Genomic DNA, 25,241 nt, shown 5'->3' with positions numbered 1-25,241 from the left:
CCGGCCCTCTGCCCATGTAACCAGGCGAGAGCGGAGAATTCGGTCAATTAGCGGGGAGCATGGCCCAGACGACCTTGCCGGCGCCGACCGGGGTGCTGCCCCAGCGCTGGGTCAGCTCCCGCACCAGCATCAGCCCGCGGCCCCCCTCGGCGCGCGGATCGCGGCTGGTCGCGGCGCGCGCGTCGGCCGGGCTGCCGTCCATCACCGCCACCCGCAGGTACGGCCGGCGCAGCGTCAGCGTCACCTGCATCGGGGTGCCGGCGTGCCGCACCACGTTGCCGACCAGCTCGCTGAGCACCAGCGAGGCCGGGCCGGCCAGCTCCGGCACGTTCCACCTGCCGCACGCCTCGGTGACCAGCTCCCGGGCCCGTCGGCAGGCCCCGGCCACCGGCTCCAGCCGCGCCCGCAGCCGGGGCGCCGAATCCGCGCCGGCCAGCGCCGCCGCCTCGGCGCAGTCCCGGCGCACCGGCACCACCCGGCAGGCGGTGGTCTCGTTCAGCCAGGCCGCCGTCTCGGCGCAGGGCGCGGCGAGCACCATCGGCACCGCCGGCCAGTCGGCTGCGCGCCGCGCGGCGGCGGCGAAGACGGACAGCGCCAGCGGCTCGCCGACCTCGATCTCCTCCAGGTCGACCACCAGGGCGTCCGGCTGCGCGGCGAGGCACCGGTCCAGCACCTCGTGCACCGCGCGCATCGTGCCCAGGTCGAGCGCGCCGGCCAGCCGTACGACAGTGACCGGCGACTCGTCGCGGACCTCGCACCTGATCCGGGTCACCATCGCCGTCCTCGTTTCCGTTTCGTCGGGGAGGGTCGCCCGGCCGCGGCGGTCGCCGTCTCCCGCAGCCGGAGGACTACGGACGTACCCGGGCCCCCGGCCCCCGAAACCGGGCATCCGGGTCCCCGGGGCGCAGGTCAGCGGCGGTCGCCGCGTCGCGACGCGAGCAGCCCCAGGACCAGCATGGCGGCGCCCAGCAGCAGGTGCAGCCAGGCGTCGGCGCGGTTCACCGCCAGCACGTTCGCCGCGTCGCGCCGGTCGACCGCCAGGCCGGTGAGCCACAGCGCCAGGTAGACCGCCCCGGCGCCCACCAGGAACGCGCGGGCCCCGGCGACGGTACGGGCCAGCGCCAGCCCGGCCACCCCGAGGACCAGGTGCACCAGGTTGTGCACGACTGAGACCTGGAACAGCCCCAGCAGCCGGGCGCCCGACCCCGGGCCGGCGAAGCGCAGATCCGCGTAGTCGCTGGTGATGCCGGGCACGAAGCCCAGCGCGCCGAGCAGCAGCAGGAGCACGGCGAACCCGGAGGCGATCCGGCGCACCGGCGCCCGGCCGTCGGCCGGGTTGCGGCGCGCCCGGGAGTGCGCCATCGAGTTCGTCACGCCGGCCTCCTCGCCACGCGGGGAGCGACGGTTTCCCGGGCCCGGCGCGGGCAAACGCCGGGCCGGCGGCGTACGTCAGGCGGGCTGCAACGGCTGCGCCGCGCCCTGGCGGACCCGCTCGTACAGCTCCAGGTAGCGCTGCGCCATCCGGGCCGGGGTGAACCGCCGGGCCGCCTCGCGCCGGCACTCGTCCGGCTCCAGGCCGCCGGCGGCGAGAACCAGGTCGCCCAGTTCCTCCTCGACGCCGGTGAGCAGGCCGGTGCGGCCGTGCTCGACCAGCTCCGGCAGACAGCCCCGGGCGGTGGCCACCACCGGCGTGCCCAGCGCCAGCGACTCGACCACAGCGGTGCCGCCCGGCTCCTCCCAGCGCAGCGGGAACAGCGACGCCCGCGCCGAGGCGACCAGGTCGTCGCGGTCCCGCCCGGCCACCGTGCCGACCCAGCGCACCCGGTCGCCGTCGACGTACGGCGCGACGTGGTCGTGGAAGAAGCGCACGTCCGGGTTCTGCCGCGCCTCGTCGCCGGCCGCGGCGAGATCCTCCGGCCGGTGGTACGGCCCGACCGGCCCGGCCAGCACCAGCGGGAAACCGGCCTCGTGGGCGAGCCGCGCGCCCAGGTCCTGCCCCTTGCCCGGGTTGATCCGGCCGAGGATCACCACGTGGTCGCCCTTCGCCACCGAGGCTCGCCGGTCCGCGTCCACCGCGAGCGGGGTGGCCAGGTGCACGTGCCCCACCGCGTGCGCGCGTAGCGCCTCCGGCGCGCGCGCCAGCTGCGACGCGGACACGCCGTTGACCCGTACCCGGTCGCCGCCGTCGAGGTTGCCGTACAGCTCGGGGTGCTTGGCCAGGTCCCAGTGCAACGTGTGCAGCGCGGGCGGGGCGTCCGGGCCCATCGCCGCGAGCGTGGCCAGCCCGACCGCCTCCACGTGGTCGTGCACCAGGTCGATGTCGTCGCGGGCGTGCAGCGCCCGCACCACCCCGGACAGGTGCGCCTGGGACACGCCACACACCTGGTTGTACGGCCGTTGCAGCGCGTGGAACTGGCCGTCCGGGAAGACCGCGATCTTCTCGTCCACCGGCAGCGTGCTGCTCTCCACCGAGGCCAGCACCACCCGTACGCCCAGCCGGCGCAGCTCCGGCACGAGCGTGGCCACCACGTTCTCGATCCCGCCGTAGCCGGGCGGCGGCACGGACAGCCACGGACCGGCGTTCATCAGCACGGTGAGCGTCATGCGTTGTTCCTCCTCGCGCTCACGCGGCCGCGACCCGGCGGCGGCGCGGGATGCGGTGCCGCAGTTGCGCCAGCGGCGGGCGCTCCTGCACCGACACGTCGTTGACCACGACCTCGCGGTCCAGGTTGGGCAGCGCCTCCGAGCCGCCGCGGCGGAACTGGGTCAGCAGCGCGCCCGGCATCACCCCGGGCGCCGCCCAGCCGCGCCGTTGCAGCCGCGACCAGGCGGTCAGCATGATCTGCGCGGACATCCGGCCCAGCGCCGCGGTGTCCTGGTGCCGGTGCTTGCGCTCGCCCAGGTCGACCTGGGCCAGCGCGTCCAGCCCGACCAGCTCCAGCAGGTCGATGAGCATGGCCGTCTCCACCCCGTACCCGGTGACGAACGGCACCCGCTCCAGCACCTGGCGGCGACCGGCGTACTCGCCCGCGAGCGGCTGCACGAAGCCGGCCAGCTCCGGCCAGAACAGGTTGAGCAGCGGCCGGGCCATCAGCTCCGTCACCCGGCCGCCGCCGTCGGGCTCCACGCTCGTGGCGCCGACCAGCGGCCGGTGGTAGAAGCCCTTGACGAAGTCCACGCTCGGATCGGTGAGCAACGGCCCGAGCAGCCCGGTCACGAAGTGTGGCCGGAACTCGCGCAGGTCGGCGTCGACGAACGCGACCACGTCCCCCTCGGCCGCCGCCAGCCCGGCCCAGAGCGCGTCACCCTTGCCGGTCAGCCGGGGCAGCCCGCGCGTCATCGCGTCCTGGCTGACCACCTCGGCGCCGGCCGCGCGCGCCACCTGCGCGGTCCGGTCGGTGGACCGGGAGTCGACCACGATCAGTTCGTCGACCAGCTGCACCCGGTCCATCAGGTGCTCCCGGACCGTCGCCACGATCGCGCCGACTGTGGCCTCCTCGTTGCGCGCCGGCAGCACCACGCTGACCCGGCTGTTTCCCTTTGCCCGGACCAGTCGCTGCGCCGGCCAGTCGGCGGCGGTGCTGGTGCGGTACGTGGCCCACGCCTCCACCACAGGTGAGACGGTCGAATCTGATTCCCGCACGGGCACCCCCATTAGTGGTGGAATCGCGAACCATGGTTTTCCCAATCCCGCATCCGCGCTAACCGGATCTTGCCTGACAACCTGATCACCAGGTGCGTACCGGGCGGTTCCGGGCAGATGAACGTTGCGTTGCGCCCCTCGGCGGCGTTTCGGGCGCGGCCGCCGCGGGGAGTGGTGACCGCAGTCTTCCAGTCGTGGCGAGAGGGTTGGTCGGATGCGTACCTGCCGGGTGGGACTGGTCGGAGCCGGCGGGGTGGCGCAACGCCACGCCCGGGTGCTCACCGGCTTCGAGGACGTGGAGCTGCTCGGCGTGACCGACGTCGCGCCGGACGCGGCGCGGGCGCTCGCCGGCACGTACGGCGGCCGGGTGTTCCGCGACGTGGACGAGCTGCTCGCGGCCGGACCGGACGCGGTGTACGTCTGCGTGCCGCCGTTCGCCCACGGCCCGGTCGAGGAGGCGGTGGTCGCCGCCGGCGTGCCGATGTTCGTGGAGAAGCCGGTGGCGCTGGACCTGGAGACCGCCGAGCGGGTCGCGGCGCTGGTGGAGCAGCGCGGGCTGCTCACCGGCGTCGGGCACCACTGGCGCTACCTGCACGTGGTGGCGGAGGCGCGGCGGCTGCTCGCCGGCCGCCCGGTGCGGATGGTCAACGGCGCCTGGCTGGACAAGGTACCGCCGGTGGCCTGGTGGGCGCGGCGGGACCGCTCCGGCGGCCCGGTGGTCGAGCAGGCCGCGCACGTGCTGGACCTGGTCCGGCTGCTGGCCGGCGAGGCGGTCGAGGTGAGCGCGTACGGCGACGGCAGCCCGCCGCCGGTCGACGGCGCCGACATCGACTCGGTGACCGCGGCCACGCTGCGCTTCGGCTCCGGCGCGGTCGGCACGCTCGCCGCGTCGTGCGTGCTGGGCTGGAAGCACCGGGCCGGCGTGGAGATCCTCGCCGACGGGCTGGCGCTGTGGCTGGCCGAGGACGGCCTCACCGTCCGCGACGGCGACGGCGAGCGGCACCTGCCCGCCGACCCGGACGGTGCGCGGATCGCCGTCGACCGGGCCTTCGTCGACGCCGTTCGTGGTCTCGGCGACGACGTCCGGGTGCCGTACGCCGAGGCGCTGCGCACCCACCGGCTGGCGCTGGCGGTGGCCGAGTCGGCGCGTACCGGCCGGCCGGTGGCGCTGCCGAACGGCCCGGCGGCCCGGCGGCCCGTCGCGGACGCGGGGGTGGGCGTCGATGCGTGACCGCGTGGTGGTGGTCGGCGGCCCGGGCCGGGTCGAGTTGACCGAACTGGACGCGCCGGAGCTGCGCGAGGGCACGTTCCGGGTGGAGACGCTCTACAGCGGCGTGTCCGCCGGCACCGAGCTGAGCTTCGTCAAGGGCACCAACCCGTACCTGCACGTCACCTGGGACGCCGCGCTCGGGCTGTTCCGGCCCGGCGGGGCGAGCACGCGGTACCCGGTGACCCGGCTCGGCTACATGCAGGTCGGGCGCGTGGTGGAGAGCCGGACCCCGGCCGTCGCGGTGGGTGAGGTCGGGGCCATGACGTACGGGCACCGCAGCGGCTGGGTCGCCGACCCGCTCACCGAGCGGTTCGTGCCGCTGCCCGACGACCTGGACCCGCTGCTCGGCGTGTACGTCGCGCACATGGGCCCGATCTGCGCCAACGGGCTGCTGCACGCCGCCGCCGACCTGTGCGGCGCCGACGTGCGCACGCTCGGCGACGGCGTACGCGGTCGCCGGGTGGCGGTGGTCGGCGGCGGCGTGGTGGCGCTGCTGACCGCGCTGTTCGCCCGCCGCCACGGCGCCGCCTCGGTGGTCGTGGTCGACCCGACGCCGGCCCGGCGGCAGGTCGCCGAGGCGCTCGGCCTGGACACGCTCGACCCGGACGCGGACGACCCGGCGGTGGTGCTCAAGACCCGGTGGAACCACGCGGCCGGGGACCGGGGCGCGGACGTGGTCTTCCAGTGCCGCGGCCAGGACTGGGCGCTGCAACTCGCGCTGCGCCTGCTGCGACCGCAGGGCACCGTGGTCGACCTGGCGTTCTACCAGGCCGGTGCGGACGCGGTCCGCCTCGGCGAGGAGTTCCATCACAACGGGCTGTCGCTGCGGTGCGCGCAGATCGGCCGGGTGCCGCGCGGCCTGGCCCCCACCTGGGACCGCGAGCGGCTGTCCGCGGAGACGGTGGAGCTGCTGCGCCAGTACGGCGACATGATCCGCAAGCACCTGATCTCGGCAGTGGTCCCCCTGGACGAGGCCCCCGCCCTGCTGACCGACCTGGCCCAACGCCGCCGCACCGAACTCCAGGCAATCCTGACCCCCTGACCCCCTTTTCCAGGGCGTCGATCATGAGGTTGGCGGCGACAAAACGGACGCCGGACGCCGCCAACCTCATGATCGACGGAAGCGGACGGGGCGGGCGGAACCCGGCGCGCGGCGGGCGGGGGTCACAATCGGCTCCGGTTCGCGTACCGTTGCCGCTCATGGGTGTGTCGCAACGGTTGAAGACCAGGTTCCGCCGGTTCCTCCAGCGCCCGGGGACGACTGTCGACCTGGCTCCGCTGGAGAAGCTGCTGCCGGCGATCGAGGCGCGCGAGGCTGACCTGGAGAAGCTCTCCGACGCCGAGCTGACCGAGGCCGCCGGCCAGGCGTCGGGGTACGAGGAGATCTGCGCGATCGGGCGCGAGGCGGCCCGGCGCGGGCTCGACCAGCGCCCCTACGACGTGCAGCTGCTCGGCGCGATGGCGCTGCTGTCCGGCAAGGTCGCCGAGATGGCCACCGGTGAGGGCAAGACGCTCACCGCGACCGTCGCCGCGTACGGCCACGTGCGGCTGGGCAACGGCCCGGTGCACGTGCTCACCGTCAACGACTACCTGGCCCGCCGCGACGCCGAGTGGATGACGCCGGTCTACGACCTGCTCGGGCTCAGCGTCGGCTGGGTCAACGAGGCGTCCACGCCCGACGAGCGGCGCGCCGCGTACGCCTGCGACGTCACCTACGTCTCGGTCAGCGAGGCCGGCTTCGACTTCCTGCGCGACCAGCTCGTCACCGACCTGGCCGACCGGGTGCAGCCGCCGCTGAAGACCGCGATCGTGGACGAGGCCGACTCGATCCTGATCGACGAGGCCCGGGTGCCGATGGTGCTGGCCGGCGCGGTCGGCGGCGAGCAGGACCCGGTGCACGCCGCCGCCGCGCTCGTACGCGGGCTGCGCAAGGGCAAGCACTACACGGTCGCCGAGGACGGCCGCAGCGTCGCCTTCACCTCGGTCGGCCTGGCCACCGTCGAGGCCAAGCTCGGCGGCATCGACCTGTACGACGAGGAGCACGTCGGGCAGCTCTCCGCGGTGAACGTGGCGCTGCACGCGCACGCCCTGCTGCACCGCGACGTGGACTACATCGTCCGGGACGACTCGGTCGAGCTGATCGACGAGATGCGCGGCCGGGTCGCCCAGCGCCGCCGCTGGCCCGACGGGCTGCAGGCCGCGGTCGAGGCGAAGGAGGGCCTGGACGCCACCGCCGAGGGCGAGGTGCTGGGCACGATCACCGTGCAGGCGTACATCGCGCTCTACCCGACGGTCTGCGGGATGACAGCGACCGCGGTGCTCGTCGGCGACCAGCTCCGCGAGTTCTTCGGCCTCGAGGTCGCGGTGATCCCGCCGAACACCCCTTGCGTCCGCGAGGACGAGCCGGACCGCATCTACGCCACCCGCGCCGAGAAGGAGGAGGCGCTGGTCGACGAGATCACGCGCTGCCACGAGGCGGGGCGGCCGGTGCTGGTCGGCACGCTCGACGTCAAGGAGTCCGAGGGGCTGGCCGCCGCGCTGAACGCCGCCGGCGTGTCGTGCGTGGTGCTCAACGCCAAGAACGACGACGAGGAGGCCGGGATCATCGCGGAGGCCGGCGCGTACGGCGCGGTGACGGTCTCCACGCAGATGGCCGGCCGGGGCGTCGACATCCGGCTGGGCGGCAGCGACCAGGCCGACCGGGACCGGGTGGCCGAGCTGGGCGGTCTCTACGTGATCGGCAGCGGCCGGCACGACAGCCGCCGGGTCGACGACCAGCTCCGCGGCCGGGCCGGGCGGCAGGGCGACCCGGGCGGGTCGGTGTTCTTCGTCAGCCTGGAGGACGACCTGGTGGTCCGGCACGCCGGCGACACCGTGCCGGCCTCGCCCCGGATGAACGCCGACGGCCTGGTCACCGACCCGCAGGTCGACTACGCGGTCGAGCACGCCCAGCGCGTCGCCGAGGGCGTCAACCACGAGATCCACCGCAACACGTGGCGCTACAGCCAGGTGATCGAGCAGCAGCGCAAGGCGCTCGCCGAGCGCCGCGAGCGGCTGCTGACCAGCGACATCGCCGCGCTGATGCTGCTGGAGCGGGTGCCGGAGAAGGCCGGCGAGATGGACGAGGACCTGCTCGCCGACGTGGCCCGCAAGATCGCCCTCTACCACCTGGACCGGCTCTGGGCCGACCACCTGGCCGAGCTGTCCGAGGTGCGCGAGGGCGTGCACCTGCGGGCGCTGGGCCGCCTCGACCCGCTCGACGAGTTCCACCGCAGCGCGGTGCCGGCGTTCAACGCGCTGGTGCCCGAGATCGAGACGCGGACCGTGGCCACGTTCGAGGAGACCGAGTTCGACGAGGGCTGGGAGCCGGACTCGTCGAAGCTGGTGCGGCCGAGCGCCACCTGGACGTACCTCGTGCACGACAACCCGTTCGGCTCGGAGCTGGACCGGCTGATCGCCTCGGTGGGCCGGCGGCTCATCTCCGGGTCGCGCTGACCCGCGCGGAAAGGCCCTTCCCGGCGCGACCGGGAGGGGCCTTTTTGCGCGGTTTCGCCCGCGGTCTGGGAGGGTAGTAGGCCGAGGCCCGGCCACAGGAGGGACGGACATGGGACAGGCAACGGCGCCGAGCGGGGACATCGGGTGGACGGTGGAGGCCACGGCCCGGTGAACCTCGACACGCGCCAACCCATGATCGACAACCTTGGTGTGCTGGAGACCGCCGCGCTGCTGCGCGAGCTGACCGCCGGACTGATCGGCGCGGCCGGGTTCGACGAGGCGCTGGACCGCCTGGTCCGCATCGCCCGCGACGCCGTACCGGCCGTGGACAGCTGCGGCTTCACCGCGCTGCGCGCCGGTGAGCCCGCCGGCGTGGCCGCCTCCGATCCGGAGCGGGCCGAGCTGGACGACCTGCGGCACGGCCCGGACACGCCCGCGATGACAGCGATCCGCCGCCGGGAGATGATCACCGCGGGCGGGCTGTCCGGCGACCCGCGCTGGCCGGTCTGGAACGAGCGGGCCCGCGCCCTGGGGGTGCACGGGGTGATCTCCGCGCCGGTCGACATCGACGAACAGGTCATCGGCGCGATCAACCTCTACGCCGACTCGCCCGACGCGCTGACGCCCCGGCACCAGCTCACCGCGATGCTCCTGGCCGAGCACGCCGGGCTGCTGCTGGCCGCCGCGCGCGACCGCGAGCGGGCGGCCACCCGCGCCGGTCAGCTCGACGACACGCTGCTGGCCGAGGGGGTGGTCGGGCAGGCCGTCGGCGTGATCATGACGCAGCGCGGCTGTCCCGCCCCGGAGGCCCTGCGGGTGCTGCGCAGCGCGGCGTCCTCGCTGGACATCCCGCTGCGCGAGGTCGCCGAGCGGCTCGTGCTGACCGTTTCCCGGCCCCGGGACAACTGAGCGACAGTCGTTTCGCCCCGCGGCGCCTCGGGTAGCACTCTGGACTGGTGAGCTGCGCGGACCTGGGGAGGAAGCGATGCAGAGCCGTCTACGGGTGCAGGGGCACCCCATCCAACCGATGCTGGTGACGTTCCCGTTCGGCCTGTTCGTCTGTGCCGCGGTCTTCGACCTGGCCGACGTGGCGGGCGGTCCGGCGTTCCTCGGTGAGGTGGGCTACTGGACCGCGGTGGCCGCGCTCGTCGCGGCCGGGCTCACCACCGTCGCCGGAATGGTCGACCTGTGGGACGTGCGGGCCGGCCGGACCAGCCGGACGGTGCTGATGTTCAACCTCGTCAACGCCGTGATGGCGGCGCTGTTCCTGCTCTCCTGCCTGATCCGGGCGAGCGCGCCGCAGCGGGGCGCGACCGGTGTCCTGCTCGCCGCGGAACTCGTGGCGCTCGCCGTCGGCGCGGTCGGGGTGGCCCTGGGCGCGCGGCTGATGCAGCAGTTCGACCGGGTCACCGAGCCGGCCGGGTTCGAGCCGTTCGCCGACGTGCCCGCCGGTTCCACAGTCGAGATCGCCCGCCCGCGCCCGTACTGACGCCGGCCGAATTCCGTTGCCGCGGTCGGCGCGGAGCGGCAGGCTCGCGGGCATGGTCGGGACGTTCGAGGAACTGGTAGCCGAAGCCGAGGCGGCGCCGGTCGAGGGCTGGGGCTTCGACTGGCTACGCGGCCGCGCCACCGAGGAGCGCCCGCCCTGGGGGTACGCGCGACTGGTCGGCGAGCGGATGGCCGCCGTGAAGGCGGCGCTGGACATCGACACCGGCGGGGGAGAGGTACTGGCCGAGGTGCCCGCGCCGCCGCCGCTGCTGGTCGCCACCGAGGCGTGGCCGCCGAACGTGCCGGTGGCCCGGCGCAACCTTCGCCCGCTCGGCGCGACAGTGGTGCGGGTGGGCGACCGCCCGCCGCTGCCGTTCCGGGACGCCGCCTTCGACCTGGTGGTGAGCCGTCACCCGGTGCACACCTGGTGGGACGAGGTGGCCCGGGTGCTGCGGCCCGGCGGCGCCTACCTGTCCCAGCAGATCGGCCCCGGCACGGTGCGGGAGCTCAGCGAGGCGATCCTCGGGCCGCTGCCGCCGCCGGAGCACCGCCACCCGGAGGTGGCGGTCGCCGACGCGCGGGCCGCCGGGCTGCACGTCGTCGACCTGCGCGAGGCCACGCTGCGTACCGTCTTCCACGACATCGGCGCGGTGGTCTGGTTCCTGCGCAAGGTGGTCTGGACGGTGCCCGGCTTCACCGTGGGCCGCTACACCGACGAGCTGCGCCGCCTGGACGAGCGGATCCGCGCCGACGGACCGTTCGTCGCGTACGCCCGCCGTTTCCTCATCGAGGCGCGCCGGGGCTGAGCGGGCCGGGCCGGTGGGCGGCGGCGTGGTGCGCGGCCAGCACGTCGGCGCCGAAGTCACCGGCCGGGCGGCGCAGCACTGTGTGCGCGTGGTTGCCGTCGTCGGTGGTGTTGTCGTACTCGATCAGCAGGTCCTCGCCCTGCACCCGGTAGTAGTGCCGCCGGCCCGGCTCGACCGGCCCGGCCCAGGCGAAGTGCAGCTCGCCGCCGTCGAGCCGGTCGGCCTCCCGGGCCGCCAGTTCCGGCGGGAGCCGGTCCAGGTAGAGCGCGACCAGCCGGTCCAGCAGCGCCCGGCCGGTCGGCCGCAGCCGCCCCCGGGGTACGCCGGGCGGGTCGAGCCGGCCGGGGGCGGTGGCCCGGGTGGCGCTGATGATGTCGGCGGGCGCCTCGTCGGCGATGATCGCGGCGGAGCGGCCGCCCGGACCGAGCGCGTCGAGCAGCTCGCGGGCCAGGTCCTCCTCCGGGCCGAGCGGCCGGGTCACCGGGCGGCCGGCGTGCCGGACGGTGGCCGGGTTCGCGCCGAGGAAGACCGGCGCGGGGGAGACCCGGTCGTCGGCGACGGTCATGCTCACCGACAGGTGGTGTCCCTCGAACCGCCAGGCCCAGTCGTCGTCGCGGTCCGGGTCGCCGAAGACGGCCACCCAGTAGTCGCCGCTGTGCCGTCCGCGCCGCCAGTCCTCGGCCCGGTCCAGCACCTCCTCCAGCGCCATCACGGTCATGGCCTGCGCGTACGCGGCCGGGCTGAGCGCGGTGGCGAGCAGCCGGTGGGCGGCCTTGCGGGCGTCGACGTCCAGGCCGGCGAGCGCGACGCCGGGCCGGGGCCGTGGCCGGTACTCCAGCCAGCGCCGGGCCGGTTCGTCGTCGAAGGCGTGCCGGGCGGCGTCGCGGGCCGGCTCGTCCAGCGCGGCCAGGAACGCCGCCGCGGCCGCGCGCATCTGCTCGGGTACGGGATCCTCCACCGTCTCTGTATACCGCCTGGGGCTCACTCGCGGCGCAGCAGCGCCAGCATGTCCGGCAGCTCGAAGAACCGGGCGGTCTCGACCGCCGACGGGCCGCCGTGGTCCGGGTCGGCGCCGGCGTCCAGCAGCGCGCGGACCGCCGCCTCCTGACGCCGGAACACCGCCGCGGCGAGCGCGGTCTGCCCCCTGTCGTTCACCCGTGCCGGGTCGGCGCCCCGGGCCAGCAGCGCGGCCACGGTGTCCGGGTGGGCGTGGTAGGCGGCGAGGATCAGCAGCGTGTCGCCCTTGGCGTTGGTGAGGTTGACCGGTAGCCCGGCGTCCACGTTGGCGGCCAGTTCCTCGGTGGCGCCGGCCCGGGCCAGGTCGAACATCCGGTGGGCGAAGGCGATGGTCTCGTCGTCGAGTTCGTCGGGCATCCGCCCAGGCTATGGCGTCGCGGCCGGACGCGCCTGGTAGCTTGCGCAGCCGGGCACGGGAGGCGCGCGCATGGACGATCGGGTGTACGTGGGCAACGCGGCGGTGGACGGCGCGACCGACGCGGGCTGGCTGCTGGGCCACTTCAAGCCGGCCGGGGACGTGCGGCACAGCACCGACGTCGAGGTGAAGTGGGGCGTGCACCCGGCGGGGGAGAGCCGGTCCCGGTGGGCCACCGGTGAGCGGCGTACCGCCCTGCTGGTGCTGATCAGCGGCGCGTTCCGGATCGAGCTGCCGGACCGCACGGTGGTGTTGCGCGCGCCCGGTGACTACGTGGTGTGGGGCCGGGGCGTGGACCACTCCTGGTACGCCGAGCGGGAGTCCACGGTGCTCACCGTCCGCTGGCCGTCCGTGCCCGGTTACAAGGTGGATCCGCCGGTCCTGCGCTGAGCCGTGAGCCGGCGTCCCAGCATCTGGTATTACCTACTTAACCGATAGGCTTTGCCGTCTAGGCTGTGCGGGTACATCCGCTCCGCACCGTGAGGACGTCCCGCCGATGACCAGCACCGCTCCCGCCGATCTGCTCGCCGTCGCCGCCCGCTGGGCCGACCCGGACGGCTGGCCGGTGCCGCTGTGCTTCGACGCGTCCGAGCGGTGGTACGCCCGCCTGGACGCCGGCGACGAGCACGAGGTGTGGGCGCTGAGCTGGCTGCCCGGACAGGGCACCGGCCTGCACGACCACGGCGGCAGCGCCGGCGCGTTCCTGGTCGTGGCCGGCGTGCTCACCGAGGAGACGGTCAGCGGCGCGCGGCTGCGCCCGCACCGGCTCGCCGCCGGCGCCGGGCGGCGCTTCGGCGTACGGCACGTGCACCAGGTCACCAACCACGGCGACCAGCCCGCCGTGAGCGTGCACGTCTACCGGCCGGCGCTGACCCGGATGACCCGCTACCGCCTCGTCGCCGGCCGGCTCCGGGTCGCCGAGGTGGCCGAGGCCGGCGTGGCCTGGTGACCCACCCCCGCAACCCCGACGAACGGAAGGACGCCACGATGGCGCAGATCCCCACCACCGCAACCGAGCGCTGTCCGGCTCCGCCGCCGGGCTCGCGGGGCATCGACGAGATCCTCGCCGCCGCCCGGGCCCGCCTGCGCCGCCTCGATCCGGAGCAGGCGCACCTGGCGTGCCGGGCCGGGGCGCTGCTGGTGGACATCCGCCCGGCCGCCCAGCGCGCCGCACAGGGCACCGTGCCGGGCGCGCTCGTCGTCGAGCGCAACGTGCTGGAGTGGCGCTTCGACCCGCGCTGCGCGGCCCGGCTGCCACAGGCGGTCGACTACGACGTGCCGGTGATCGTGCTCTGTCAGGAGGGCTACACCTCGTCGCTGGCCGCCGCCGCGCTCCAGGACATCGGCCTGCACAAGGCCACCGACGTCGTCGGCGGCTTCGCCGCCTGGCACATCGCCGGCCTGCCCACGCTCGGTCCCACCCCGCCGACCCGACCCTCGTCCGCCGCGCCCCCGGTCACCGCCGGTGGGGCGCTCCGCTGACCGTCCCGCCACACCGGCGGGGCGGGGCGACCGCCCGCACAGGAGGCTCCCATGTCCGTCGTCGCCCTCACCACCCGTCCGGCCCGATCGGGCCGCCCCGACCGGGCAGTGCCGCCCCGGCCGCGTACCGCGCCGACCGTGACCATCACCCTCGACCTGGGCGCCGGCCCACTGACGCCGGGCCTGGCCCGCCTGGCCGAGCTGCTGGACGAGCTCGCCGCCTCCGGCGAGGCGCTGGTGAGCCCGGACGAGCACCGGGCCGCCCGTACCGTGCTCGACCTGCGCCGCGCCGCCGCCGCGCCACCGCCACCGGCCGGCGGCGGCGTGCGCATCCTCACCGGCACCCGCCGGGTCCGGCTCGGCGACACCGAGATCACGCTCACCCGCATCGAGTACGACCTGCTGCTCTTCCTCGCCGAGCACCCGCGCCGGGTGTTCACCCGGCTGCAACTGCTCGCCAACGTCTGGGGCTACGAGCACGCGGTGGCCCGCACCGTCGACGTCCACGTCCGCCGGCTGCGGGCCAAGTTCGGACCGGACACGCCGCTGGTCACCACCGTCTACGGCGTCGGCTACCGCCTCGCCGACGACGCCGCGATCACCGTGGACCGCGACGCCTGACCCGCCCTTCCCGCACGCGGCGCATCCGGAGAGCCGGGTGCGCCGCGTTCACGTTCAGGACGCATCCGCCATTGTGAACCGCCGGGGAGACCCCCCGTACCAGCCCGAAACGGCGCTCTGCTGTAATCAACGGGCCTCGCACGCAGAGCGAGCGCACGGCTCCGATGTGTTCGTCAAATGTCACATTCATGCAACGCAGCCGCCTCTTGACCCTCGCAGAGACGCCGGGAAGCATCGATGAGGCGGCGTCCCGGGCCGTGGGGAGATACCCGGACCAGCCCAAGGAGGACCATGTCGGTCAGCCCCGCCTCGTCGCGCGCCGGATGGCATACGTCCCAACCCGCGGTCCCCGGTCGTCCCCCCGGCGGCCAGCGTCGTCCCGCCAACACCGCCGCGCCCATGCTCACCGTCACCCTGAACATCCCACTGGCCTGTGAGGAGTCGCTCACCCCGGCCGCGCGCCGGCTGCTCGACGCCGCCCGCGAGATGCTCGAACGCGGCGACGCGGTGGTCAGCGCCGCGGTTCCGGCCGAGCGCCGGCCCGACGCCGTCCCGGCCGGCCGCTCGCCGTCCCGGCCGCTCGCCCCGACCATCCCGACCCTGCACATCCTGGCCTCGTCCCGGTCGGTGCTGCGCGACGGCGAGCCGCTGCCGCTGACCCGGCTGGAGTTCGACCTGCTGCTGCACCTGGTCGCCCACCCCCGCCGGGTGTTCACCCGCCTGCAACTGCTCAACGCGGTCTGGGGGTACGAGCACGCCGGCGTCCGCACCGTCGACGTGCACGTCCGCCGGCTGCGCGGCAAGGTCGGCGTGGACGTCCCGCTGGTCACCACCGTCTACGGCGTCGGCTACCGGCTCGCCGACGACGCCCGCGTCACCATCGACCGCACCGGCTGACCCGGGACACCCACGCGCCGATCGCCGCCGGACGGAGCCCCGACCGCCCGGAGGGATCAGGTGGTGACCCGCCCGCCCGCGCGGCACGATGGTCCGATGCGTGTGCGCCCGATCAGCCCCGACCGGCTCGTCACCGAGCTGGCCGGGCGTCTCGCCCGCACCGGGACGCCCGGCCGGCTGCGGGTCGCCGTGGACGGCCCGCCCGCCGCCGCACCGGACACGCTCGCCGAAGCCCTCGTCGCCCCGCTGCGCGCCGCCGGCCGGCCGGTGCTGCACGTACGCGCCGACGACTTCCTCCGCCCCGCCTCGGTCCGCCTGGAGCACGGCCGCACCAACCCCGACGCGTACTACGAGGGCTGGCTCGACGAGCCCGGACTGCGCCGCGAGGTGCTCGACCCGGCCGGCCCGGACGGCTCGGGCCGGCTGCTGCCGTCGCTCTGGGACGCCGCCGCCGATCGGGCCAGCCGGGCCGCGTACGTGGATCTGCCGCCCGGCGGGGTGGTAGTGGTCAGCGGCGCGCTGCTGCTCGGCGGCGCGTTGCCGTTCGACGTCACGGTCCACCTCGTGCTGTCCCCGGCGGCGCTGGACCGGCGTACCGACCCGGCGCTGCGCTGGACGCTGCCCGCCTTCGCCCGCTACGCCGACGAGGTCGACCCCGCGTCCTTCGCCGACGTGGTGGTCCGGGCCGACGACCCGCGCCGCCCCGCGCTGGTCGAGGCGGCCTGACCAGCGGCTACGGACTCACCGGAAACACTCAGGAAACAGCCGGTTTGGCCCGCCGTGGGCGGGGGTAATCGCCCGGCTCACAGAGCACGGGTGATCTCGTCGCCCGCGCATCCACAGTCGGACCGGGGTCCGGGGCGCTGGCCGCCCCGGTCCGGTATGAGGACGTAGGAAGGCAGGCAGCGATGCTCGTCCACGACACGACAGCCACCGGCCGCTCCCAGGCGGAGGTCGACCAGATCCGGCAGTCCCTGCGGTCGCGGTACGACGAGCTGACCGCCGAGTACGAGCAGACGCTGGCGCAGAGCCACGTGCTGCGGCTGGTCGAGGTCGGCGACACCGCCGGCGACGACCAGGCCGACAGCGGCACCAAGACCGCCGAGCGGGACACCGCGCAGTCGCTGCTGCGCACCATCCTGGACCGGCGGGCGCAGTTCGAGCACGCGCTGACCCGCCTGGACGAGGGCACCTACGGCTTCTGCGAGGGCTGCACCGCCCCGATCCCGGTGGAGCGGCTGGAGATCTTCCCGTCCGCCACCTCCTGCGTGGCCTGCAAGCAGACCCGGGAGCGGCGGGCGGCCTGACGCCGATGCGGTTGCCGGTCGGTCCGCCGACGCGATGAACTCCTGCCATGGGTGAGATCAAGGTGGGCACCGCCTCGTGGACCGACCGGACGCTGCTCGACTCCGGCTGGTATCCGGACAGCGCCGACACGCCGGAGCGCCGGCTGTCCTACTACGCCCGGCAGTTCCCGCTGGTCGAGGTGGACGCCACCTACTACTCGCCGCCGGCCGAGCGCACCGCCCGGCTGTGGGCCGAACGCACCCCGGCCGGGTTCACGTTCAACGTCAAGGCGTTCAGCCTGCTGACCGGCCACCCCACCCGCGTCTCCGCGCTCTACAAGGACCTGCGCCCGGACACGGACAAGCGCAACGTCTACCCGGACGACCTGCCCGCGCAGGCGTACGAGGAGGTGTGGACGCGGTTCCTGTCCGCCCTGGACCCGCTCGTCGACGCGGGAAAGCTGGGCGCGCTGCTGTTCCAGTTCCCGCCCTGGTTCACCATCAAGCGGGACAACAAGCAGTACCTGCTGGAGGTGGCCCGCCGGTGCGCGCCGTTGCGCCCGGTCTTCGAGTTCCGGCACGCCTCCTGGTTCGACGGCGACAACGCCGAGGAGACGCTCGGGTTCCTGCGTGAGCACGCGCTGCCGTTCGTCTGCGTGGACATGCCGCAGGGACACAAGTCGTCCGTCCCGCCGGTGCTGGCCGCCACCGCGGACCTCGCGATGGTCCGCTTCCACGGGCACAGCGACAAGTGGACCAGCAAGGACATCCACGAGAAGTTCGGCTACGACTACTCGAAGCGGGAGCTGCGCGACTGGGCGCCGAAACTGCGCGAGCTGGCCGGCGAGGCCGAGCAGACACACGTCCTGATGAACAACTGCTACCGCGACTACGCGCAGCGCAACGCCCGTACCCTCGCCGGCCTGCTGGACGCCTGAGCCGGGCTCACCCGCTCCGGGTGAGGCCGGCTCACCCGTCCGCGACGCAGCATGACTGTGGACGCGCTCCGCCGGGCCGGGCGGAGGCGCCGCGACGAGGAGGTGGGTCATGACGGTACGGGTGGTGGCGGATCGACGCCGCGGTGGCGTACTGCACGTGGTCGGCAGCTCCGAGGCGCCTCGGCGGGCCGAACGGCCCGGCTGGTTCCGTCCGACCCGGCTGTGGCGGGGGCCCAGCGGACCGCCGCGCCGCGCCGAAGACCGACGCTGGGAGACCGACGCACGGGGGTGATCCCGATGGCCGAACAGATGTTGTCCGCGTTCGAGTCCTCGCTGGACAAGACGAACGTGATCCTCAAGGAGATCGAGTCCGCGTACGGCTGGCCCAAGGAGCAGCGCAACCAGTCCTACGCCGCGTTGCGTACGGTGCTGCATCTGCTGCGGGACCGGATGCCGGTGCAGGAGAGCGTCGAGTTCGCCCAGCAGTTGCCGGTGCTGGTGCGGGGCGTCTACTTCGACGGCTGGCAGCCGGAGAACGTGCCGATCAAGCTGAACCGGGACGACTTCCTGTACGAGGTGCGCCAGGGCTTCCCGTACGACGCCGAGGGCGGCGCGCAGCGGGTGGTGCAGGTCGTGCTGGACACGTTGCGCCGGCACGTCACCCAGGGCGAGTGGCAGGACGTGAAGTCCACCATGCCGAAGGATCTGCGTCAGCTCATTCCCTGACCCGGCGCCGGCCCGGTCCGTCCCGCCCCCTCGGCGGGGCGGGCCGACGGCGTCCCGACCGTCGCCGCGCCCTACTGAAGGCTGATCTGGAACACCTCGAACGTCGCGCCGAACCGCGCGCCGAGCCGGCGCCCGGCCGGCCGGGCCATGCCCTCCAGGAACTCCTCGGCGTCGAAACCGCCGTCGCCGAGTCCGGTCAGGTACGCCCCGTGCGCCCGCAGCGACGCCACGCCCTTGTCGAACGTGTCGGTCACGTCCACCCCGTGCCGGGCGGCCGGCGACCCGGCCGCCCACACCTCGCGGACCCGCGACCACGGCTGCGTGCCGTCGGTGAGCTGCTCCGGGAAGATCCACCGGTTGCCGGCGTCGCGGACCGCGTCCAGCGTGGCCCGGCCGCAGGCGATGTGGTCGGCCTGGTTCAGCGCGTACGCCCCGTCCCAGGTCTCCCGGAAGTTGTTCGTCAGCACCACGTCCGGCCGGTGCCGGCGCACCACGGCGGCGATGGCCCGGCGCAGCGGCACGCCGTACTCCAGCAGCCCGTCGGGCAGGCCGAGGAACTCGACCACTGACACCCCGACCACGGCGGCGGAGGCGCGCTGCTCCTCTTCGCGTACCACCCGGGCGCGCTCCGGCGACATCCCGTCGATGCCCGCCTCGCCGCTGGTCAGCAGGCAGTAGACGACCTCCTTGCCCTGGGCGGTCCAGCGCGCCACCGCGGCGGCGGCGCCGAACTCCAGGTCGTCGGGGTGCGCCACCACTGCGAGCGCCCGCTGCCAGTCCTCGGCCAGTGGGGTGAGCGGCTCCGGCTGCGTCACGTGGACCTCCTCGCACGTCGTCCTCCCGCCATCCTGGCATCCGCCGGTCCCGGACGCTTGCCCCGCGAACCGTCCGTACGACGGTGTCCGGGCGTCTACGGTGTGGTTAGAGAAGATCGGGCGTGGGGTACCACCCGCTGCACACGGACCCCGGCACCACGCGGGGCGGCACACCGAGGGAGCACCCATGGCATTGAACGACGACGACATCCAGAGCAGCGGTGGCAGCGGCCTGGAGGGCCCCGCTGACGGCGGTGCCACCCCGGGTCAGCACGACGGTGGCGCGGACGGCGGCGCCGAGGGTCCCGCCGACGGCGGCGCGACTCCGGGTCAGCACGACGGTGGCGCGGACGGCGGCGCCGAGGGTCCCGCCGACGGCGGCGCGACTCCGGGTCAGCACGACGGTGGCGCCGACGGCAGCGCGGAGGGCCCGGCCGACGGTGGCGCGACTCCGGGTCAGCACGACGGCGGCGCCGACGGCAGCGCCTGACACATGAGCACGCACGTCGACCCGCCGGGTGGCCACGGCCGCCCGGCGGTTCCGCTTTCCGCCGCCGAGGCGCTGGCCCGGTGCGTAGCGGTGGAGCCGGCCAAGTTCGCCGCCGACCACTGGGGGCGCAGCCCGCTGCTGTCCCGCGCCGCGGAGCTGCCCAGCCCGGACGGCTTCACCGACCTGCTCAGCCCCGCCGACGCCGACGAGCTGCTCAGCCGCCGCGGCCTGCGTACTCCGTTCCTGCGGGTGGCCAAGGACGGCCGGCTCGTGCCGGCGGCGCGGTACACCGGCGGCGGTGGCGCGGGCGCCGAGATCGGCGACCAGGTCCTCGACGAGAAGGTGCTGGCGCTCTACGCCGACGGCGCGACGCTGGTGTTGCAGGGCCTGCACCGCATCTGGCCGGCGCTCGTCGACTTCGCCCGCGACCTGGGCGCCGCGCTGGCCCAGCCGTTGCAGGTGAACGCCTACCTGACCCCGGCCGGCAGCCAGGGCTTCGCCACCCACTACGACACCCACGACGTGTTCGTGCTCCAGGTCGACGGACGCAAGCACTGGCGCATCCACCCGCCGGTGCTGGCCGACCCGCTGGAGCGCCAGCCCTGGGGCGGCCGGGCCGACGAGGTCTCCGCGACCGCCGAAGGACGCCCCGAGCTGGACGTGGTGCTCTCTCCGGGCGACGCGCTCTACCTGCCGCGCGGCTGGCTGCACAGCGCCCAGGCGCAGGAGTCCAGCTCGCTGCACCTGACCGTGGGCATCCGGGCGCTGACCCGGTACGCGGTGGTCGAGGAACTGCTCGCGCTGGCCGCCGAGGACGCGCGGCTGCGCGCGAGCCTGCCGTTCGGGCTGGACCTGGCCGACCCGGACGCGATCGAGCCGGAGCTGACCGAGACCGTCGAGGCGCTGCGCGACTGGCTGCTGCGGGCCGACCCGGCGGCGGTGGCCGGCCGGCTGCGTGCCCGGGTCTGGCCGGCGGCCCGCCCGGCGCCGATCCGGCCGCTGGCCCAGGCCGAGGCGCTGGCCCGGCTGAACGCGGACAGCGAGGTCGCGGTGCGCGGCGGCCTGCGCTGGCAGCTCACCCCGGCCGCCGACGGACGGGTGACGCTGCGCGTGCCCGACCGCACGCTCACTCTGCCCGGCACCTGCGAGGCGGCGCTGCGCGCGCTGCTCACCGGCGAGGTGACGAGGGTCGGCGACCTGCCCGGCCTCGACGACGACGCCGACCGCCTGGTGCTGGCCCGCCGGCTGCTCAAGGAGGCAGTCCTCACCCCCGCCTGAACCGGGCGATCATGAGGTTGACCGGCGGCGCGACGGCGTGTCGCGCCGCCAACCTCATGATCGCCGGCGGGTGACGGGCGGCGGTCAGCGGGTGTAGGTCACCGTCAGCAGGAGCAGGGTCGTCGCCAGGCCGGAGACGGCCACCAGGATCATCGGGCGTGGGGTCAGCACGGCGTGGCGGCGGTCGGCCAGCAGCCGTGCGGGCGCCAGCCCGATCACCGGGCCGAGCAGCGTCACCACCAGCGCCAGCACCGGCAGACCCACCGCCAGGTCACCGCTGGCGCCGGCCGCCAGCGCTCGCGCCGCCACCCCCAGCGCGTATGCCACCAGCGCCCCGCCGATGCCGCAGGCGATCAGCAGCGGATTCACCGAGCCGGGCAGCTCACCCGGGGCGCCGGTGCGCTCCAGCAGGTCCCGGACCGCGCGCAGCAGCGGCACCGGGTCACCGGCGGCCCCGCGTACCGGGCCGGGCGGGTCACCCAGCCGCCGGGCGCCCACACCGAGCCGGGCCCGCAACTGCGTCCACAGGTGAGTGACCTCGCCGTCGACCCGCTCCACCATCCGGGACGCCTCGGCCACCTCCGTCTCGGCCTGCCGCATCTGCTCGGTGGCCTCGGCGACCGCCCGGTCCGCGGCGGCCACCTGCTGGTCGTACCAGGTGTGCGCCTCGGCCCGCTGGGCGGCCACCCGGGCGGTCAGCTCGGCGAGCCGGCGGATCTGCGCGCTGTACGTCTCACTGGTAACCGGTTCGTTCATCGGGACGGACCATAAGGGATGATCACCTGTCCGGTGCGGTGCACCGCCCGGTCGAAGTAGAGACCGCGCCACGGCCGGGGATACCAGTCCGGCCCTCCGCTGCCCGGATACAGCGAGGAGCCCAGCTCACCGCCCTGCACGTCGAGCGCCACCCAGGCGCCGATCTGATCCGTGCGCGCGCCCGCGCCGCCCAGGTCGGCCCGCATCCGGGCCACGCCCCGCCACCACGCCAGCACGTGCGTACGCCGTTCCGGCCCGTCGTGCAGGATCCGGCGCAGCTGCTCCAGCCCGGTGCGCGTACCGGCCTTGCCGGCGAGCGCCGCCGCGGCCGCGTCCACCGCGTACAGCAGCAGGAAGTGCGGGGTACGCGGCGCGCCCGGCGCGCCCAGCCCGTCACCTGCCTCGGCCATCAGCTCCGGCACCGTCTCCTCGTCGTACCAGGAGGCGTCCCCGGCCAGGTCCTCGTAGAGCGCGCGGGCGGCCGGGTCGGCGTCCGGGTCCAGGCAGGCGATGGAGAAGCGGGCCGCGCCGGGCGGGTACTGCCGGGCCAGCGAGCGGGCGGCGGCGTCGAGCACCGCGCACGCCTCGTCCACCCGGGTGCCCAGCACCGCCAGGTTGCGGCCCGGGGCGCGGGGCAGCCGCAGCGCCGCCGAGCGGGCCTGCACGTCGATGATCTCGCCGAGCAGCGCCACCGGGTTGCGCGGGACGCCCTGCTCCGGCGCGGTCAGCGCGCGGAAATCCGGCGCGTCGGCCAGCTTCGGGATCGCGTCGCCGTCGAACAGCCGGGCCGGCGCGGCGTCCTGCGGGCGCATCCGCCACAGCCGGTGCTGGAGCTCGCTCCACGTCTCCCAGTCGCTGGCCGACGGGATGCGGGCCACCTCGTTCCCCTCGGCCAGGCCCGACTCGGCGTTGATGACCGCGTGGTGGCGGGGCAGCGACTGCGCCGCGTCGTTGCGCTCGGCCAGGATGCGCAGCGCCTTCGGCAGCGCGATCCGCAGCGTGAACTGGGCGACCAGCGCGGGCCGCCCCCACAGCGCCTCGATGCCGCGTACGTCCTGCGAGGCGAGCACCAGGTGGATGCCCTGCGACCGGCCCCGCCGGGCCAGGTCCTCCAGCAGGTCGGCGGCCTCCCGGGCGACCACGTCCCGGCCGGCGAGCAGCGCCTGGAACTCGTCCACCACGGCCACGATGCGTGGCCAGTGCCCGTCCGGGTCCACCGCGCGCAGCTCGGCGAGCTTGGTGACCTCGTGCTTCTTCGCCGCGTCGGCGCGGCGGCGCAGCTCCTCGGCGAGGAAGCGCAGCAGCGCCAGGCCGAACTCCCGGTCGGTGTTGACGTTGATGCCGACCAGCCGCATGTGCGGCAGCCAGCTCGGGTCGCGCCGGCCCTGCGCGAACCGGGCGAAGGACACGCCCTCCTTGAAGTCCAGCAGATAGAACTCCAGCTCGGCGGGGGAGTAGCGGGCCGCGAGCGCGCCGATCCAGGCGAAGATCAGATTGGTCTTGCCGGTGCCGGACGGGCCGCCGATCAGCGCGTGCGGCGGGTAGTCGCCGAGCGTGAGCAGCACCTGCCGCCCGTGCGGGCCCTCGCCGACCGGCGCGCTGAGCCCGTGCGACGAGTCCTCCCGCCAGTACTCGTCCGGCGGCGGGAGCAGGTCGGTGAACGGCGTCGGGGGAGGGCCGGCGGCGACCCGGGAGGCAACCGCGCGGCAGGTCTCGGTGACCAGCGCGGGCGGCGGCGGCGCGTCGAGCCGCACCGGCAGCCCGGCCACCCGGGCGTCGTCCGGCTCGACCACGATCCGGGTGACGGTCGGGTCGTCGGGCAGCTCGATGCCGCGGACCACGAGGTGCACGCCGCACGCGGCGCCGGTGCGTACCACCCGGTCGAGCTGGCCGCGCTCGTGCCGGGACAGCTCGTCACCGCCGAGCAGCACCGCCACCCGCCACGGCTCCGGGCGGCGTCCGGTCGCGGCGGCCAGGTCGCGCAGCGAGGCGTACTCACCGGCCAGCACCGTGGCGTTGATCCGGCGGATCTGCTCCACCAGGTCGTCCAGCAGCCGGCCCAGGCCACCCGGTCCGACGAACGTGAGCAGCCCGGCGGTGCCGAGCGGGGCGAACCCGGCCAGCCCGCCGCCCAGGTGCTCCGGGTCGTAGCCGTACAGCCGCACCGCGCCCGGGTCGGCGCGGCCGACCGAGCGCAGCAGCAGCGCCGGCACCACCGCCGCCAGGCCGTCCCGGTCGCCGCCGGCCAGGTGCGCGTGCCCGGCATCGAGCAGCGGCACGAGCGCGGGCACCGGTTCGGCGCCGTCGAGGCGTACCGTGCCGACCCGCAACGCGCCCGGTGGCTCGGACCGGCCGGCGGGGGTGGCTTGCCAGCGGTCCCAGGGCGCGGACGCCGCGCCCGGCGCCTCCCGCTGCGCCGCGGCGGCGGCCCGGCGGGCCAGCTCCGCGAGGCGGGCGGTGTGCCGGGCGTCGATCTCGGCCAGGCGCCGGTCGCGGGCCGCGCCCACCCGGGCGGGCACTGCGGCGGCGGCTTTGCGGGTACGCGCCAGCCGCTCCCGGCTCGCGGTCAGTTCCGCCTCGGCGGCGGCGAGCCGGGTACGGGTGGCGCCCAGCGCCTCGGAGAGCATCCCCCGGACCCGCGTCACCAGTTGCGTGCGGACGTCAGCCACGGGACGTCTCCCGTTCGTCGGTGTCCTTCGGCAGGTCCCGGCCGAGCCGGTCGAGCAGCACCCCGGTTAGCACGCCGGCGGTGACCGCCGGGTCGGCCGCGTGCGGCTGCTCCGCGTCGTCGTCGCGGCGCGGCGGGGGCATCCGGCACACCCGGGTCAGCAGCGTGTCCAGCACCGGCCGCGGCAGGCCGGGCAGCAGGTCACGGACCCGGGACTCCAGCGCGTCGCGCAGCCGGGGCAGGTCGTCCGCGCGGGGCGGGTGGCCGAGCAGCTCACCGGCCAGCTCGCGCAGCAGCGGCGGGGCGATCGCGGCCAGCCCCAGCCCCACGTCGGCGTGCGCGCCGCGCAGGTCGCGGTGCAGCCGGTCCCGGTCACCGGAGCGGACCCCGGCGACCACCCGGCGCAGCAGCTCCCGGGAGTCCCCGACGCGCTCGTCCGGTTCGTCGGGCGTACCCTCCCGGCCGCCGGTCAGCTCCGCCACCCGTACCGCCCACCAGCGTCGTACCGCGGGTTGCTCGCCCGGCTCGGGCGCGGCGCCCGGCGCGGGCGGCGCTTCGCCGCGCGGCGTGTCGTGCTTGGGCGGCCGCTCGCCCGGCGGGGCCGGCGGCGCGCCGTCGGGGGCCAGCCCGATCGCGGCCAGGTACGCGGTGAGCTGCTCCTGCGCCACACGCAGCGCGTAGCCGGCGGTTTCGGCGTGCTCGGTGGCCGAGGACAGCTCCGGCACCCCCATCGGGTCGGCCGACTCCTGGCGTACCCAGCGCAGCCGCTCCTGCGCCTGGCCGAGCTTCTCCAGCGCGGCGGCGAGCTGGGCGAGGGGCAGGTCCTCGGCGGCGGCGCGGACCTGGGCGCCGATGTCCTCGACGATGGACACGGCCCGGCCTCAGAGCGTCGCGACGTAGAGTTGCGCCTGCTCGACCGCGACGAGTGTCGCGGCGAGACACTCCTCCAGCTCCTGGCTGGCCTGTGTCAGCGAGGCCTGGGCCGCCTCGACCGTCTCGTGGCCGCTGCCCTCCAGCGCGCCGGCCAGGGTCTGCTGTGCCTCGGCCAGCTTCTCGCCCGCTGCCTGCACCGCTGTCTGGCCGTCACCGATCTGCTGGAGCGCGACATCGATGGCGGCCTTCAGCTCGGCGACGCTCGCCACGGAACCTC

At 75.2% G+C, this 25,241-nt stretch carries 29 protein-coding genes; 18 read left to right on the top strand and 11 right to left on the bottom strand.

Annotated features, from left to right (window positions below):
- Window positions 1-43: 43 nt before the first annotated feature.
- From DQE82_RS22565 to DQE82_RS22550, 4 genes are all read right to left on the bottom strand, one after another.
- On the bottom strand, window positions 44-775 hold the full coding sequence (locus tag DQE82_RS22565) for an ATP-binding protein (protein WP_043324490.1): 732 nt from the start codon (window positions 773-775) through the stop codon (window positions 44-46).
- Window positions 776-909: 134 nt separating this feature from the next.
- A complete protein-coding gene (locus DQE82_RS22560; protein ID WP_043330186.1) occupies window positions 910-1,362 on the bottom strand; it encodes a DUF4383 domain-containing protein in 453 nt (150 codons plus the stop codon).
- Between the two features lie 87 nt (window positions 1,363-1,449).
- The gene (locus tag DQE82_RS22555) at window positions 1,450-2,604 is read right to left on the bottom strand and encodes a glycosyltransferase (RefSeq protein WP_113973744.1); all 1,155 of its coding nucleotides are present in this window, start codon (window positions 2,602-2,604) and stop codon (window positions 1,450-1,452) included.
- A gap of 19 nt (window positions 2,605-2,623) precedes the next feature.
- Window positions 2,624-3,655 carry a glucosyl-3-phosphoglycerate synthase gene (locus DQE82_RS22550; RefSeq protein WP_197494855.1) on the bottom strand — a complete coding sequence of 344 codons (1,032 nt, stop codon included), beginning with the start codon at window positions 3,653-3,655 and terminating at the stop codon, window positions 2,624-2,626.
- A 202-nt stretch (window positions 3,656-3,857) separates the two neighbouring features.
- On the opposite strand from DQE82_RS22550, the gene DQE82_RS22545 reads away from it, so the two are divergent.
- The 6 genes from DQE82_RS22545 (at window position 3,858) to DQE82_RS22520 (ending at window position 10,702) form a co-directional block, all read left to right on the top strand.
- The gene (locus tag DQE82_RS22545) at window positions 3,858-4,874 is read left to right on the top strand and encodes a Gfo/Idh/MocA family protein (RefSeq protein WP_113973742.1); all 1,017 of its coding nucleotides are present in this window, start codon (window positions 3,858-3,860) and stop codon (window positions 4,872-4,874) included.
- On the top strand, window positions 4,867-5,955 hold the full coding sequence (locus DQE82_RS22540) for a zinc-binding dehydrogenase (protein ID WP_113973740.1): 1,089 nt from the start codon (window positions 4,867-4,869) through the stop codon (window positions 5,953-5,955). Before DQE82_RS22545 ends, DQE82_RS22540 begins: the two co-directional genes overlap by 8 nt.
- Before the next feature lie 158 nt (window positions 5,956-6,113).
- Window positions 6,114-8,408: an accessory Sec system translocase SecA2 gene (gene secA2 / locus DQE82_RS22535; RefSeq protein WP_043324478.1), complete on the top strand. Its 2,295-nt coding sequence runs from the start codon at window positions 6,114-6,116 to the stop codon at window positions 8,406-8,408.
- Between the two features lie 192 nt (window positions 8,409-8,600).
- Window positions 8,601-9,317: a GAF and ANTAR domain-containing protein gene (locus DQE82_RS22530; protein ID WP_205796412.1), complete on the top strand. Its 717-nt coding sequence runs from the start codon at window positions 8,601-8,603 to the stop codon at window positions 9,315-9,317.
- Window positions 9,318-9,393: 76 nt separating this feature from the next.
- Window positions 9,394-9,897: a DUF2231 domain-containing protein gene (locus DQE82_RS22525; RefSeq protein WP_043324476.1), complete on the top strand. Its 504-nt coding sequence runs from the start codon at window positions 9,394-9,396 to the stop codon at window positions 9,895-9,897.
- 52 nt (window positions 9,898-9,949) lie between these two features.
- Window positions 9,950-10,702 (top strand): class I SAM-dependent methyltransferase, encoded by a 753-nt coding sequence (locus tag DQE82_RS22520; RefSeq protein WP_113973738.1) that lies wholly within the window; start codon window positions 9,950-9,952, stop codon window positions 10,700-10,702.
- On the opposite strand, the gene DQE82_RS22515 is transcribed toward DQE82_RS22520, so the two are convergent.
- Window positions 10,680-11,636, bottom strand: a complete 957-nt coding sequence (locus DQE82_RS22515) for a DUF3500 domain-containing protein (protein WP_205796651.1) — start codon at window positions 11,634-11,636, stop codon at window positions 10,680-10,682. The two genes, DQE82_RS22520 and DQE82_RS22515, sit on opposite strands and share 23 nt — an antisense overlap.
- A 47-nt stretch (window positions 11,637-11,683) precedes the next feature.
- A complete protein-coding gene (locus DQE82_RS22510) occupies window positions 11,684-12,076 on the bottom strand; it encodes an ankyrin repeat domain-containing protein (RefSeq protein ID WP_064446128.1) in 393 nt (130 codons plus the stop codon).
- Window positions 12,077-12,146: 70 nt separating this feature from the next.
- Between DQE82_RS22510 and DQE82_RS22505 the strand changes: the two genes are divergently transcribed.
- The 10 genes from DQE82_RS22505 to DQE82_RS22460 all read left to right on the top strand — a co-directional run bounded on the left by DQE82_RS22505 (window position 12,147) and on the right by DQE82_RS22460 (window position 18,084).
- Window positions 12,147-12,524 (top strand): hypothetical protein, encoded by a 378-nt coding sequence (locus DQE82_RS22505; protein ID WP_064446127.1) that lies wholly within the window; start codon window positions 12,147-12,149, stop codon window positions 12,522-12,524.
- A gap of 106 nt (window positions 12,525-12,630) precedes the next feature.
- Window positions 12,631-13,083 carry a cysteine dioxygenase family protein gene (locus tag DQE82_RS22500; RefSeq protein WP_064446126.1) on the top strand — a complete coding sequence of 151 codons (453 nt, stop codon included), beginning with the start codon at window positions 12,631-12,633 and terminating at the stop codon, window positions 13,081-13,083.
- Between the two features lie 38 nt (window positions 13,084-13,121).
- A complete protein-coding gene (locus DQE82_RS22495) occupies window positions 13,122-13,616 on the top strand; it encodes a rhodanese-like domain-containing protein (protein ID WP_069089869.1) in 495 nt (164 codons plus the stop codon).
- Between the two features lie 51 nt (window positions 13,617-13,667).
- Entirely contained in the window at window positions 13,668-14,237 is a 570-nt protein-coding gene (locus tag DQE82_RS22490) for a winged helix-turn-helix domain-containing protein (RefSeq protein WP_043324471.1), read from the top strand.
- A gap of 291 nt (window positions 14,238-14,528) precedes the next feature.
- The gene (locus tag DQE82_RS22485) at window positions 14,529-15,134 is read left to right on the top strand and encodes a winged helix-turn-helix domain-containing protein (protein ID WP_113973736.1); all 606 of its coding nucleotides are present in this window, start codon (window positions 14,529-14,531) and stop codon (window positions 15,132-15,134) included.
- 96 nt (window positions 15,135-15,230) lie between these two features.
- A complete protein-coding gene (locus DQE82_RS22480) occupies window positions 15,231-15,860 on the top strand; it encodes a uridine kinase (protein WP_069089814.1) in 630 nt (209 codons plus the stop codon).
- Between the two features lie 182 nt (window positions 15,861-16,042).
- Window positions 16,043-16,441 (top strand): TraR/DksA C4-type zinc finger protein, encoded by a 399-nt coding sequence (locus DQE82_RS22475; protein ID WP_043324464.1) that lies wholly within the window; start codon window positions 16,043-16,045, stop codon window positions 16,439-16,441.
- Between the two features lie 47 nt (window positions 16,442-16,488).
- Window positions 16,489-17,358 carry a DUF72 domain-containing protein gene (locus DQE82_RS22470; protein ID WP_113973734.1) on the top strand — a complete coding sequence of 290 codons (870 nt, stop codon included), beginning with the start codon at window positions 16,489-16,491 and terminating at the stop codon, window positions 17,356-17,358.
- Between the two features lie 109 nt (window positions 17,359-17,467).
- On the top strand, window positions 17,468-17,650 hold the full coding sequence (locus DQE82_RS22465; protein WP_113973732.1) for a hypothetical protein: 183 nt from the start codon (window positions 17,468-17,470) through the stop codon (window positions 17,648-17,650).
- A gap of 5 nt (window positions 17,651-17,655) precedes the next feature.
- Window positions 17,656-18,084: a DUF2267 domain-containing protein gene (locus DQE82_RS22460; protein WP_043330183.1), complete on the top strand. Its 429-nt coding sequence runs from the start codon at window positions 17,656-17,658 to the stop codon at window positions 18,082-18,084.
- Window positions 18,085-18,155: 71 nt separating this feature from the next.
- On the opposite strand, the gene DQE82_RS22455 is transcribed toward DQE82_RS22460, so the two are convergent.
- Entirely contained in the window at window positions 18,156-18,899 is a 744-nt protein-coding gene (locus DQE82_RS22455) for a PIG-L deacetylase family protein (RefSeq protein ID WP_113973730.1), read from the bottom strand.
- Window positions 18,900-19,086: 187 nt separating this feature from the next.
- Between DQE82_RS22455 and DQE82_RS22450 the strand changes: the two genes are divergently transcribed.
- Together DQE82_RS22450 and DQE82_RS22445 are read left to right on the top strand one after the other, a co-directional pair.
- Window positions 19,087-19,389: a hypothetical protein gene (locus tag DQE82_RS22450; protein ID WP_026268594.1), complete on the top strand. Its 303-nt coding sequence runs from the start codon at window positions 19,087-19,089 to the stop codon at window positions 19,387-19,389.
- Between the two features lie 3 nt (window positions 19,390-19,392).
- Window positions 19,393-20,667, top strand: coding sequence for a cupin domain-containing protein (locus DQE82_RS22445; RefSeq protein ID WP_113973728.1), 1,275 nt, complete (start codon window positions 19,393-19,395; stop codon window positions 20,665-20,667).
- An 84-nt stretch (window positions 20,668-20,751) separates the two neighbouring features.
- Here the strand turns inward: DQE82_RS22445 and DQE82_RS22440 are convergent, their stop codons facing one another.
- The 4 genes from DQE82_RS22440 to DQE82_RS22425 are packed head-to-tail and all read right to left on the bottom strand — an operon-like array spanning window position 20,752 to window position 25,233.
- Window positions 20,752-21,423: a hypothetical protein gene (locus DQE82_RS22440; RefSeq protein ID WP_064446119.1), complete on the bottom strand. Its 672-nt coding sequence runs from the start codon at window positions 21,421-21,423 to the stop codon at window positions 20,752-20,754.
- Entirely contained in the window at window positions 21,420-24,092 is a 2,673-nt protein-coding gene (locus DQE82_RS22435) for an FtsK/SpoIIIE domain-containing protein (protein WP_064446118.1), read from the bottom strand. The genes DQE82_RS22440 and DQE82_RS22435 overlap by 4 nt, the downstream gene beginning before the upstream one ends.
- Window positions 24,085-24,963 (bottom strand): hypothetical protein, encoded by an 879-nt coding sequence (locus DQE82_RS22430; protein WP_113973727.1) that lies wholly within the window; start codon window positions 24,961-24,963, stop codon window positions 24,085-24,087. Before DQE82_RS22430 ends, DQE82_RS22435 begins: the two co-directional genes overlap by 8 nt.
- 9 nt (window positions 24,964-24,972) lie before the next feature.
- Window positions 24,973-25,233, bottom strand: a complete 261-nt coding sequence (locus DQE82_RS22425; protein WP_030504016.1) for a hypothetical protein — start codon at window positions 25,231-25,233, stop codon at window positions 24,973-24,975.
- Between the last annotated feature and the right edge of the window lie 8 nt (window positions 25,234-25,241).

The organism is Micromonospora sp. LHW51205, assembly GCF_003315815.1.
In the GTDB taxonomy this organism is placed as follows: Bacteria; Actinomycetota; Actinomycetes; order Mycobacteriales; family Micromonosporaceae; genus Micromonospora; species Micromonospora chalcea.
The sequence above is the reverse complement of the archived record's forward strand: the minus strand, read 5'-3'. Positions and strand labels throughout refer to the sequence as shown.

What these genes read in the sequence shown, in the direction of transcription:
- DQE82_RS22565 (WP_043324490.1), bottom strand. Translation starts at nt 775, where the DNA reads ATGGTGACCCGGATCAGGTGCGAGGTCCGCGACGAGTCGCCGGTCACT.
- DQE82_RS22560 (WP_043330186.1), bottom strand. Translation starts at nt 1,362, where the DNA reads ATGGCGCACTCCCGGGCGCGCCGCAACCCGGCCGACGGCCGGGCGCCG.
- DQE82_RS22555 (WP_113973744.1), bottom strand. Translation starts at nt 2,604, where the DNA reads ATGACGCTCACCGTGCTGATGAACGCCGGTCCGTGGCTGTCCGTGCCG.
- DQE82_RS22550 (WP_197494855.1), bottom strand. Translation starts at nt 3,655, where the DNA reads ATGGGGGTGCCCGTGCGGGAATCAGATTCGACCGTCTCACCTGTGGTG.
- DQE82_RS22545 (WP_113973742.1), top strand. Translation starts at nt 3,858, where the DNA reads ATGCGTACCTGCCGGGTGGGACTGGTCGGAGCCGGCGGGGTGGCGCAA.
- DQE82_RS22540 (WP_113973740.1), top strand. Translation starts at nt 4,867, where the DNA reads ATGCGTGACCGCGTGGTGGTGGTCGGCGGCCCGGGCCGGGTCGAGTTG.
- secA2 (WP_043324478.1), top strand. Translation starts at nt 6,114, where the DNA reads ATGGGTGTGTCGCAACGGTTGAAGACCAGGTTCCGCCGGTTCCTCCAG.
- DQE82_RS22530 (WP_205796412.1), top strand. Translation starts at nt 8,601, where the DNA reads ATGATCGACAACCTTGGTGTGCTGGAGACCGCCGCGCTGCTGCGCGAG.
- DQE82_RS22525 (WP_043324476.1), top strand. Translation starts at nt 9,394, where the DNA reads ATGCAGAGCCGTCTACGGGTGCAGGGGCACCCCATCCAACCGATGCTG.
- DQE82_RS22520 (WP_113973738.1), top strand. Translation starts at nt 9,950, where the DNA reads ATGGTCGGGACGTTCGAGGAACTGGTAGCCGAAGCCGAGGCGGCGCCG.
- DQE82_RS22515 (WP_205796651.1), bottom strand. Translation starts at nt 11,636, where the DNA reads ATGCGCGCGGCCGCGGCGGCGTTCCTGGCCGCGCTGGACGAGCCGGCC.
- DQE82_RS22510 (WP_064446128.1), bottom strand. Translation starts at nt 12,076, where the DNA reads ATGCCCGACGAACTCGACGACGAGACCATCGCCTTCGCCCACCGGATG.
- DQE82_RS22505 (WP_064446127.1), top strand. Translation starts at nt 12,147, where the DNA reads ATGGACGATCGGGTGTACGTGGGCAACGCGGCGGTGGACGGCGCGACC.
- DQE82_RS22500 (WP_064446126.1), top strand. Translation starts at nt 12,631, where the DNA reads ATGACCAGCACCGCTCCCGCCGATCTGCTCGCCGTCGCCGCCCGCTGG.
- DQE82_RS22495 (WP_069089869.1), top strand. Translation starts at nt 13,122, where the DNA reads ATGGCGCAGATCCCCACCACCGCAACCGAGCGCTGTCCGGCTCCGCCG.
- DQE82_RS22490 (WP_043324471.1), top strand. Translation starts at nt 13,668, where the DNA reads ATGTCCGTCGTCGCCCTCACCACCCGTCCGGCCCGATCGGGCCGCCCC.
- DQE82_RS22485 (WP_113973736.1), top strand. Translation starts at nt 14,529, where the DNA reads ATGTCGGTCAGCCCCGCCTCGTCGCGCGCCGGATGGCATACGTCCCAA.
- DQE82_RS22480 (WP_069089814.1), top strand. Translation starts at nt 15,231, where the DNA reads ATGCGTGTGCGCCCGATCAGCCCCGACCGGCTCGTCACCGAGCTGGCC.
- DQE82_RS22475 (WP_043324464.1), top strand. Translation starts at nt 16,043, where the DNA reads ATGCTCGTCCACGACACGACAGCCACCGGCCGCTCCCAGGCGGAGGTC.
- DQE82_RS22470 (WP_113973734.1), top strand. Translation starts at nt 16,489, where the DNA reads ATGGGTGAGATCAAGGTGGGCACCGCCTCGTGGACCGACCGGACGCTG.
- DQE82_RS22465 (WP_113973732.1), top strand. Translation starts at nt 17,468, where the DNA reads ATGACGGTACGGGTGGTGGCGGATCGACGCCGCGGTGGCGTACTGCAC.
- DQE82_RS22460 (WP_043330183.1), top strand. Translation starts at nt 17,656, where the DNA reads ATGGCCGAACAGATGTTGTCCGCGTTCGAGTCCTCGCTGGACAAGACG.
- DQE82_RS22450 (WP_026268594.1), top strand. Translation starts at nt 19,087, where the DNA reads ATGGCATTGAACGACGACGACATCCAGAGCAGCGGTGGCAGCGGCCTG.
- DQE82_RS22445 (WP_113973728.1), top strand. Translation starts at nt 19,393, where the DNA reads ATGAGCACGCACGTCGACCCGCCGGGTGGCCACGGCCGCCCGGCGGTT.
- DQE82_RS22440 (WP_064446119.1), bottom strand. Translation starts at nt 21,423, where the DNA reads ATGAACGAACCGGTTACCAGTGAGACGTACAGCGCGCAGATCCGCCGG.